Origin of the sequence: Paraburkholderia fynbosensis (assembly GCF_902859935.1) — a bacterium.
In the GTDB taxonomy this organism is placed as follows: domain Bacteria; phylum Pseudomonadota; class Gammaproteobacteria; order Burkholderiales; family Burkholderiaceae; genus Paraburkholderia; species Paraburkholderia fynbosensis.
On the sequence record NZ_CADIKI010000018.1, the window covers coordinates 184,761 to 194,335 of the forward strand.

Sequence of the window (9,575 nt, forward strand, 5' to 3'; positions counted from 1 at the left end):
GACCAACATGGCTGCCACTGGAAGCGAGGATCTGGCCGCACTACAGCAAGTCACTTTCCGCCGCGAACCGGAAGTGGGACAAGTGGCGAAGGGCTCGCCCGAGGAACGGCGGCTGCATGACCTGTGGGAAAGCCGCCCCGGCTGGCGCGGCTGGCTTTCGACCGTCGATCACAAGCAGATCGGCTTGCGCTATATCGTCACTGCGTTCTGCTTTCTGCTGCTCGGCGGAGTCGAAGCATTGATCATGCGGCTGCAACTCGCGCGGCCCAACGAAACGCTGCTGACGCCGGACCAGTACAACCAGCTCTTCACGATGCACGGCGTGACGATGATCTTCCTGTACGCGCTGCCCGTGCTGAGCGGCTTTTCGAATTACCTGTGGCCGCTGATGCTCGGCTCGCGCGACATGGCGTTTCCGCGGCTGAATGCGCTTTCGTACTGGGTGTTTCTGTTCGCGGGGATCTTTCTGTATGCGAGTTTTCCGCTCGGCGAAGCGCCGAACGCCGGCTGGTTCAACTACGTGCCGTTTGCTTCGCTCGACTATAACCGCGGCCCGAACATCGACGTGTACGCGCTCGGCATGGTGCTGCTCGGCATTTCAACCTCGGTGGGCGCGGCCAACTTCGTCGTCACGCTGTTCAGAATGCGCGCGGACGGCATGTCGATCAACCGTCTGCCGATCATCGTATGGGGCACGCTGACAGCCTCGTTCGCGAACCTGTTCGCAGTGCCGGCGGTGAGCCTCGCGTTCCTTCTGTTGTGGATGGATCGCAACATCGGCACGCATTTCTTCGATGTCGCGAGTGACGGACGGCCGCTGCTCTGGCAACACCTGTTCTGGATGTTCGCGCACCCGTGGGTGTACGTGATCGTGCTGCCTGCGATGGGCATCGTGTCGGACGCGCTGCCCACGTTCTGCCGCCGGCCTCTCGTCGCGTATGCGGCAGTCGCCGTTTCGACGGTCGCGACGATGCTGATCGGCTTCGAAGTGTGGATCCACCACATGTTCGCGACCGGGCTGCCGCCGCTCGCGCTCGCGATTTTCGGCGCGGCCAGCATGCTGATTTCCGTGCCGAGTGCGGTTGCTGTATTCGCATGGATCGCGACGATCTGGCTGGGCCGGCCCGTTTTCAAAACACCGTTCCTTTACTTCGCGGGCTTCGTGCTGATGTTCGTGATCGGCGGCGTTTCAGGCGTGATGACCGCCGCGGTGCCGCTCGACTGGCAGCTCACCGATACGTACTTCGTGGTCGCGCATCTGCACTATGTGCTGCTCGGCATCAACGTGTTTCCTGTGCTCGGCGGCATCACCTATTGGTTTCCGAAGTTCACGGGCCGGCTCATGCACGAGCGCTTCGGCAAGCTGACGTTCTGGATTGTGCTGATCGGCTTCAATCTGGGCTTCTTCCCGATGCACATCTCTGGGTTGCTCGGTATGCCCCGGCGCATTTACACGTATCCCGAGGGCATGGGCTGGGATCTCAGCAACATGCTGACTACCGTGGGCTCTTTCGTGTTCGGCATGGGTGTGCTGATGTTCGTCGTCAATGCGTTGTATTCGGCGAAACGCGGCGCGCGCGCCGGCGCGAATCCGTGGGATGGCGCCAGTCTCGAATGGTCCGTGTCGTCGCCTCCGCCGCCCTACAACTTTGCCGTGCTGCCGATGATCGCGTCGCGTCATCCGCTGTGGGAAGACCGCATGGATGAGATCACCGGGCGTTCGAGCTTCACCACCGGGTACCTGCTGCATTGCGGCCGCGAAACGCTCGGCGTATCGCCGTTGAGCGGCAGCGCCGACGTGATCCTGAAGATGCCCGACGACACCTACACGCCGTTCTTTCTCGGCCTGTTCAGCGCGCTCTTCTTCGTCGGACTGCTCGTGCACAGCCCTGCGTTCGTCGCGGCCATGACCGTCGCCTGCGCGGCCGCGATGATCGTATGGCTCTGGCCGCGCCGCGCGCTTGCGCAGCGCGAACCGCCGCCGCCGAGCGCGCGCGTCGATACATCCAGGCAAGACCTCGACGCGACGCTGCCGGTGGGCAGCGCGGGCGAGCACTCGGGCGGCTGGTGGGGCGTGCTGACACTGGTCGCGACAGAAGCGTGTCTGTTCGGCTATCTGATCTTTTCGTATCTCTATCTGGAAACGCAAACCCATCTTGCGTGGCCGCCCGAAGGCATGCCGAAGGTCGGCATCGGCGCGCTCAACACGGCGTTTCTGTTGTCGAGCAGCGTGTTCGTGTGGTTTGCGGAGCGTGTGCTCAGGAAGGGCCGCAAACTCACGTCGATCGTCTCGATGCTCATTGCGATCGCGCTCGGCATCGTGTTTCTGCTGATCCAGATAAAAGAATGGAAAGACCATCCGTATGGACTGACCGCGCATCTGTACGGCTCGCTTTACTTCACGATCACCGGCTTTCATATGGCGCACGTCGTAGTCGGGCTGATTGTGCTCGCGGTGATGACGGTGTGGATCGAGCTCGGCTATCTCGACCAGCGGCGTACCGCGCCGATTACGATCGGCGGTTTGTACTGGCATTTCGTGGATGTGGTGTGGCTCTTCATCTTCTCCACGCTGTATCTGTCGCCGTTCATCCTGAGAGGGCGCTAATCATGCGTGTTGGCCATGCCTGAATCGGGACTTTCGACATCGCAGCCGTTCGCCGCGCGGCGCAAACTTCTGGCCGCTTGCGCGATCGCCGGGCTGTTCGGCGCGCCGGGTATCTGGCTGTTGCAGGTGATCGTCTCCGAAGTGCTTTCCGCGACCGCCTGCTATGGCGTTAGCGCGCCGCGCCCCGCGCCGTTGTGGAACGGCTTTACTACGTCGATTTTCGCCATTTCGATTGTCGCGGTGCTGGTGGCCGCCCCGTGTGCGGGTCTCGCATGGTACGGGTTCAGGTTGGCGCGCAGCGGCAAGCGCGCCGAGGAACCGCATCCGCATCACCACGAAGCGCTGCGCTCGCCGAATCAGCTTCGCACCGACGACGCCTTACGCGTGCGCTTCATCGCACTTTGCAGCGCGCTGGTGAGCACAGGCTTTCTGGTCGGTGTGATCTTCGTGTGGCTCGCGCCGTTGTTCGTCGGCCCGTGCGGCGTATGGTACTGACGCGATGAAAACAACGCGCGCTCCGTCATCCACCTTATTGCTGCTCGTCATGAGCTGTGCGCTCGGTTTGCTCGGCGGTTGCAAACGCGACAGCGGCCCGGACAGTTTCGCCGCTATCACGCGCGACTCGCCGGTCGCGACGGACCAGATGCAGATTGAGCGCGGCGCGTATCTCGCGAAGGCGGGCGATTGCTCCGCCTGTCACGACGCCGCCGACAAAACGCCCTACGCGGGCGGCATGCCGGTCAATTCGCCATTCGGTCCGATCTACGCGGGCAACATCACGCCCGACCCGACGTTCGGCATCGGCCGCTACACGTTGCACCAATTCGCCGACGTCCTGCGCGCGGGGAAAACGCCGCACGGCCAACGGCTATATCCGGCGATGCCGTATCCGTCGTTCGCGAAGCTGAGCGACGAGGACGTCACCGCGCTTTACGCGTACTTCATGCATGGAGTGAAAGCATCGCCGAACCGCCCGCCCGTCACGCACTTGCCGTTCCCATTCAATCAGCGATGGGCGATGTTCTTCTGGAGTCATCTGTTCGGCAATCACGAGCGCTACGTCGACGATTCGCACCATAGCGCCGAATGGAATCGCGGCGCGTATCTCGTGCAAGGCCTCGGACACTGCGGCGCATGCCACACGCCGCGCGGCCCCGCATACAACGAGTTGGGCTACAACGATCGCAGCGAGCGCTACCTGACGGGCGGCATCAATGACAACTGGGCCGCGCCGAATCTGACCGGCGATCCCGCGAGCGGCCTCGGCCGATGGTCGCAAGACGAGATCGTCGCGTTTCTGCGCGGCGGACACGGCGCGCGTGCAACCGCGTTCGGCGCGATGGCGCCGGTGGTCGAAGAAAGCACGCAGTACCTGAGCGACGCCGACCTGCGCGCTATCGCGACCTATCTGAAATCGCTGCCCGCGCGCAATCCGAGCGGCACGTTCGACAACAACGAACACGCGAAGATGTTGACGACAAGAGCCGTCGATACCGGCGAGCTTGAGCGTCCCGGCGCGGGCCTCTATCTATCGTATTGCGCGCGCTGCCACCGCATGGACGGCAAGGGCGAGTCTGGCAAAGCCCCAGCGCTTGCGGGCAATGCGCTCGTTATGTCGGCCGATCCGACCTCGATCATGCGCATCGTGATTGAAGGCAGCGAGAGCCCGAAGACCGACGATCAGCGAAAGCCGAAAAAAATGCCCGCGTTCAACGATCAATTGACCAGCACCGAAATCGCGGACGTTATCAGCTTCATCAGGAACACCTGGGGCAATCACGCCGCGCCGGTGTCCGATAGAGACGTGCGCGAGTTGAGGTCGGCGATTCATAAATGATCGGTGTCGTACGTTTGGTCGTCGACCGACTGCTGTTGACCCAGGCCGTGTGGAAACTCGGCGGAGTTGCAATCCGACGGCGAAACCTGGCCCGTCGGCGCGTTTGGCTGTCTTTTTGAGGTGTCCCGGCGATGACGGGATGCTGAACGTCTCTAACGCGCTCCAAACAAGTTCAAGGGTCCAGGCAGCATGCCTTTATATGGACGCCTCCCTTTTTGCGAAGGTATTTCGTGTGCACGACTTGATGGGCGGTTGCTGCTTTTACATGGCCTCGTCCCGTTTGCCAAACGATCTGTTCTACAGCGAGCAGGTGCAGGATTGCATATATCCATTCGCCTTTATGTGGCACGCCTGTGCCCGCCCCCAATGGATTTCGCCCAACGACTCTTACTTATATCCACGGCTTCGAGAACCCTAAGGCTGCGCAGGTTTTGTCACCGACGGTCCGACCTGTTTGCCATTGAGTCAGATCACTCGTGCAACCAATGAAGAGGCAAAACAATTTCCGCCATCCGATCGTTGCTCCGTTCATACCGGCGGTGCATCGAATATCCATCGGGAGAGCGTATCGGTATGCTTTATGGCTTGCTGGACGATCGATCTGGCGCCGTGTACCAGCAGCATTCGCAGATATCCGTAACCGCGCCTCGTGATACCGAACAGGCGATCCTTGCCGCCTGGTGAGTGCTGGCGTGGCGTCAAGCCCAGCCACGCCGCAAACTGTCTGCCGTTTGACAATTCAGCGGCACTCCCCGCTGCAGCGCTGACAGCAGTTGCGATCAGCGGCCCGACGCCTCGAATCTTCTCAAGCCGCTGACTTGCAGGGGATGTCTTGTGCACTTGATGGATTAACTCATCATACCGGGCGATCTGCTTATCCAGCAGTACGAGTCGCTCGTACATATCTCGCATCATTGACCGACTCAACCCCGTGAGCTCGTTGCGTTCGTTGTCAACAATTGCCGGAAGCAGGCAACGGCAAGCCAAGTGAAGAACCCGACACATTCCAGGAATACGTGTCGCCGAAGCGCTGCGCACAGGAAAAAGGTCGACCTTCGCCGATGCCGACGACAAGATCATCTTCGATTTTGCCACCGAGCTCTACGACGCGAAGCGCGGAAGCGCTGCCACGTACGACGCCGCTGTCGCGCGCTTCGGTCATACGGTCGTCGTGAATCTCGTCGGGTTGCTGGGCTACTACGCGCTCGTGGCGATGACGCTCGACACGTTCGGAACGCGCGCTGAGGGGCAGACCGATCTGCCCTTCGCGGAGTCACGCCGTTTCGCCCACGCGTTACTCGAATGCCTTGTCGTTCGGCTCGGCAAAGAGCTTCTGCATCGTCCCGCTCATCGGGAATTCAAAATTAATGTTCTTCGGCGGCACCGGTTTCGTGAACCACTTGTCATACAGCGTCTTGATCTCCGGGCTTCTCATCACCTGGCTCATTGCATCGTCGACGAGCTTTTTGAACTCCGGGTCGTCCTTGCGCATCATGAAGCCGTAAGCCTCCGATGACTGCGGCGTGCCAACCAGCACCCAGTCCGAGGGCTTCGCCGTCAGGGAGCGCGTGCCGGCCAGCAGAACATCGTCCATCATGTAAGCGACTGCGCGGCCGGTTTCAAGCGTCGCGCGTCCCTCGCCGTAGTCCTTGGCGCTGATGATACTCATGTCCATTTTCTTTTCTTCGTTCATCTTGCGAAGAATGCGCTCGGACGTCGTGCCCTGATTCGTCACTACGGTTTTGCCCGCGAGATCGGGAAAGTCCTTGATGCCGGAATCCTTCCTCGTGAGCAGACGCGTCGTCGCGACAAAGAATGTGTCCGAAAACGCGACCTGGTTCTGGCGCGCCGTGAGATTGGTCGTCACGCCGCATTCGAGATCGATCATGCCGTTCTGTACAAGTGGAATGCGGTTCTGCGACGTCACTGGAATGAAGCGCACGCGCAGATCGGGGTGCTGGGTCTTCACCTTCACCGCGTCGATTACCTTGTTGCACAAGTCCTGCGAAAACCCAACGACATTGTTGTTGGTATCGACATACGAAAACGGCACGGATGTTTCTCGATGGCCGACCGCGATCAGATTCGTGCTTTGAATCTTGGCAAGTGTCGGCTGCCTTCCTTGGCCGTGGCTCGTCCCCGTGACGAGCGACAGCGCGGTAAGCGCGAAAGCTGATGCGAGCAGCGGCTTCGTTTTCATAGATTACTCGTCTGGTGTGAATGATACATATGTTGCCATGAAAACAAATACCGCTACATATGTATTTACCCATGGTTCCACGTTAGGTCCGACTGTCCTAGGGGTTCACCTCAATGGCACGCCGGCGGCGCTGCTCGGCCTCGTCGAGATCACAAGAAGTGTTGCTCAGTGGGAAGGCAACGAACTGGCGTGTGTTCACCCGCGCGCCAGCTCAACCGCTTGAGTGATTGAGACGCGCTGGAAAGCGTCCGCAGTGCTTCCTGCATGCAGACTGCGTGGGATAGGCTTTTGAGTTGCGCAACGCCGTAATGACCGTAAGCATCCGGTTGCGGCCACCAAAGTTGGGCGGTTGCAGCGGGCACTTAAGGGTCGGGAGTGTGAATTCGCTGATGCAGGAAGCTGCAGTCCGGCTGCTCCAGGCCGCCACCGTCAGCAGTCCGCCACACTGCTGACGTAGAACCCGGGGTACCCCCAATGTCGGCAATGGCCGAGGAGTCCGCGTTGAGTATGCGGGTCACGAAGGCGGATCCAGTCGCTGCTCGCCGACGAGCAGGTGCTGGCGTAGAAGTATCGCGGCACGCGCTTCGACTGCGGCAGCAAGCTGGGCTATCTGAAGGCGACCGTCGAGTTCGCCTTGCGCCACCCGCAAGTGGCCGCCGATTTCGATGAGCATCTGCTTGTGCGCTCGCCAAGACCCGGATGCTGACAAACTGATCCGTCGCGGATACGGCCAACACGCCACCGCAGGTTTTGCGACAACACGAATGGGATTCGGCCGACGGTCGGTGAATCTTGACGAAATCGGCCAAGACTATGGTCCATTCGGCCGCCCCTCTGTGGCGCTGGCGCGGCGTCGGTAATATCGAAACCTGTCGGCTCGTTCCTCGACGTCGAAGAACGATTACCCCAAGGCAGTCGACCGTCCGACCGCAAAGTTCGAACGGATGGATTTCAATTTAAGGCGGTTAAACGTAGCGGGTGCACAGGAAGTTATGGGCGAGTTTATTCCAGAGTATCTGGTCCGCGAACAGGCAGCCGTGGGTGCGCTCGTATTGTTCGCCATTCTGCGCATTGTCTGCGCTGCTGTCGCCATCGAGAAGGGCTGGCGTATATCCGTCGTGCAATCTTATTGCATTGCGATTGCAGTATTTTACTGCCTACCCCAGTTAGTTGATCTGTTCATGCATTCGTATGGAATGCAGGCCGCGGCTGCGGCCGCCGAACTCGAAGGTAAGGCAGCGGGCTCTGCGATTGCACTCTTTTTCGCGCCCATTCTGAGTCACAGGCTCGGCTACGAATAGTCACCCCTGCCGTGCTTACGCAGCGGGCCACATGCCGGTAATCGAACGGCTTACCACTGCCTTGCTCGACCGGTGCTGCAGCGCGCACACGTCGTGCAAATCGAAGGCGAGAGCTATCTGCTATGCGAAAAACCACGCGACCAACGGAAGCGGTAGCACACTCCCCATCGCGATCAGCGCCGCTCTGTTCGCAACCCTGTTCTATGGATTTGCAGTGAACTATTCCAAGCGCCCCCTCTCGCGGGCGTGAATCCGTTCGTTGTGGCCTTTGGCAGCCAGGTTTCTGCGTCAACCCTGCCGCGTCCGACCTCATTGCTCTTCCTGCCGAAGCACTCCGTCGCGCGGTCAACATGGGTTTGCGTCCTAACACTTGATGTCTTCTGCGCAGGCTTTGCGTACGTCCAGTTTTTCAGACTGGTCGAACGTGCCGGTGCCTCCTTACCAACTCCCCTTTCGAATACATCGACATGTCCGTGAAGGAAGCAGATGAGACGGACTGGAACACCAGTAGCTTGTGCTTGAGCAGTGCCGCACGCAACGCCGCGTACTGGCCGTCGTCCAGCGGCGCGCACAGATCGATGTTGCCGATTAGCAGGCGCTGATGCAATTGCGCATTGCGTTTCAAGTCGTGGTCGCCACGATGATCAATGCAGCGCTAAACGATCCGGGCCCTTGCATCGACGACAGCGAGATGACGGACGCTCTCTCGCAGATGCTCGTTTCCTATGCGGGAAGTCAATCTAACGCAAGCCGATAAGCGCCTGGAAAGCGGTCATACTCGTTCGGCTACTGGACGAGCTGTCGCACAGGAGACCGCATGCTGATAGACCCTTGCGCGCTCGGCGGCCACGAGCGCCGTTTTCATCTTGCGCGTTGGGCGGGTGTATCGCGGGTCGCCCAAGGCCAGAATATAGTCGGCAAGCCGGCGCCTCCGGAAGCGCAGAAAGAAATCTGAACCCGGCATCCCGCTATCCAGTGCGAGGAGCACACCGTAGTCGCAGATTTCGAGGTCCTCGAGTTTTTTTGCAGCCGCTTCGAGCACGTCGTAGCGCAAGGACACAGGCAATTGACCCGGCAGCATCGCGTGAAGGCGTTGGTACGGCAAGAGCGTGCGATTGCGCGCCGCTTCTTGCAACGCGAGTGCTATTCGCTTCACCAGGTTAGCGTCCATACGGCCTCCAAAGAAAAAACTCAATTTTCGCAGGCACCCAGCTGCGATCCCGACAGTTCGGCGTCGCCACTGTGCTTCGAAGCGAGCGACTTTCCACCAATCATTCAGACTGCCTTGCCAACTGTCTGAGAGCGGGGCCCGCATAGTCATGAAAGCGACGAATGCCCCAACATAGATAATTCAATCCGGGCTCGCCGTCTGGGCTGCGCACGAAGCGATTCTTCGGACACTCCCCCCAGCAGAGTTTGAGGTGCTTGCACTGTCGGCAAAACGCTGGAAGAGAATTTCGCTTGGCGTAGCCGAAGGTTTGCTGCCGCGCCGAGAATGCCATCTCGCCGAGGTGCGTTGCACGGATGTTGCCCAGCGCGTAGTCGGGATAAACATAGTGATCGCACGAGTAGACTTCGCCGTCATGCTCGATGGCCAATGCCTTGCCGCAAAACTCCGCGGTCACGCAG

9 protein-coding genes and 2 pseudogenes are annotated in these 9,575 nt (G+C 60.1%); 6 read left to right on the top strand and 5 right to left on the bottom strand.

What is annotated here, in order from left to right; genetic code table 11:
* The first annotated feature begins 7 nt into the window (after positions 1 to 7).
* Genes ctaD through HV770_RS26950 form a run of 3 tightly spaced genes read left to right on the top strand, consistent with a single transcriptional unit; the run spans position 8 to position 4,445 of the window.
* Positions 8 to 2,608, top strand: a complete 2,601-nt coding sequence (gene ctaD, locus HV770_RS26940) for a cytochrome c oxidase subunit I (protein ID WP_175164644.1) — start codon at positions 8 to 10, stop codon at positions 2,606 to 2,608.
* A gap of 15 nt (positions 2,609 to 2,623) precedes the next feature.
* Complete coding sequence (locus HV770_RS26945; protein WP_175164645.1) at positions 2,624 to 3,103, top strand: hypothetical protein; 480 nt, start codon at positions 2,624 to 2,626, stop codon at positions 3,101 to 3,103.
* Between the two features lie 49 nt (positions 3,104 to 3,152).
* Complete coding sequence (locus tag HV770_RS26950; RefSeq protein ID WP_246291202.1) at positions 3,153 to 4,445, top strand: c-type cytochrome; 1,293 nt, start codon at positions 3,153 to 3,155, stop codon at positions 4,443 to 4,445.
* 528 nt (positions 4,446 to 4,973) lie between these two features.
* Here the strand turns inward: HV770_RS26950 and HV770_RS38915 are convergent.
* Positions 4,974 to 5,348 carry a transposase gene (locus tag HV770_RS38915; protein WP_425497482.1) on the bottom strand — a complete coding sequence of 125 codons (375 nt, stop codon included), beginning with the start codon at positions 5,346 to 5,348 and terminating at the stop codon, positions 4,974 to 4,976.
* A gap of 118 nt (positions 5,349 to 5,466) precedes the next feature.
* Between HV770_RS38915 and HV770_RS26960 the strand changes: the two are divergent.
* Positions 5,467 to 5,718, top strand: a pseudogene (locus HV770_RS26960) (carboxymuconolactone decarboxylase family protein); the annotation flags it as partial.
* 21 nt (positions 5,719 to 5,739) lie between these two features.
* Here HV770_RS26960 and HV770_RS26965 read toward each other — a convergent pair.
* Entirely contained in the window at positions 5,740 to 6,645 is a 906-nt protein-coding gene (locus HV770_RS26965) for a glutamate/aspartate ABC transporter substrate-binding protein (RefSeq protein WP_175164647.1), read from the bottom strand.
* A gap of 526 nt (positions 6,646 to 7,171) precedes the next feature.
* Between HV770_RS26965 and HV770_RS38920 the strand changes: the two are divergent.
* Both HV770_RS38920 and HV770_RS26975 read left to right on the top strand, forming a co-directional pair.
* A pseudogene (locus tag HV770_RS38920) lies at positions 7,172 to 7,351 on the top strand (UTP--glucose-1-phosphate uridylyltransferase); the annotation flags it as partial.
* A 286-nt stretch (positions 7,352 to 7,637) separates the two neighbouring features.
* Positions 7,638 to 7,946, top strand: coding sequence for a hypothetical protein (locus HV770_RS26975; protein WP_175164663.1), 309 nt, complete (start codon positions 7,638 to 7,640; stop codon positions 7,944 to 7,946).
* 409 nt (positions 7,947 to 8,355) lie between these two features.
* On the opposite strand, the gene HV770_RS26980 is transcribed toward HV770_RS26975, so the two are convergent.
* From HV770_RS26980 to HV770_RS26990, 3 genes are all read right to left on the bottom strand, one after another.
* The gene (locus HV770_RS26980; protein ID WP_175164649.1) at positions 8,356 to 8,571 is read right to left on the bottom strand and encodes a hypothetical protein; all 216 of its coding nucleotides are present in this window, start codon (positions 8,569 to 8,571) and stop codon (positions 8,356 to 8,358) included.
* A 147-nt stretch (positions 8,572 to 8,718) separates the two neighbouring features.
* Positions 8,719 to 9,117, bottom strand: coding sequence for a hypothetical protein (locus tag HV770_RS26985; protein WP_246291204.1), 399 nt, complete (start codon positions 9,115 to 9,117; stop codon positions 8,719 to 8,721).
* A 100-nt stretch (positions 9,118 to 9,217) separates the two neighbouring features.
* On the bottom strand, positions 9,218 to 9,575 hold a 358-nt coding region (locus HV770_RS26990), incomplete at its 5' end, for an SPASM domain-containing protein (protein WP_175164650.1).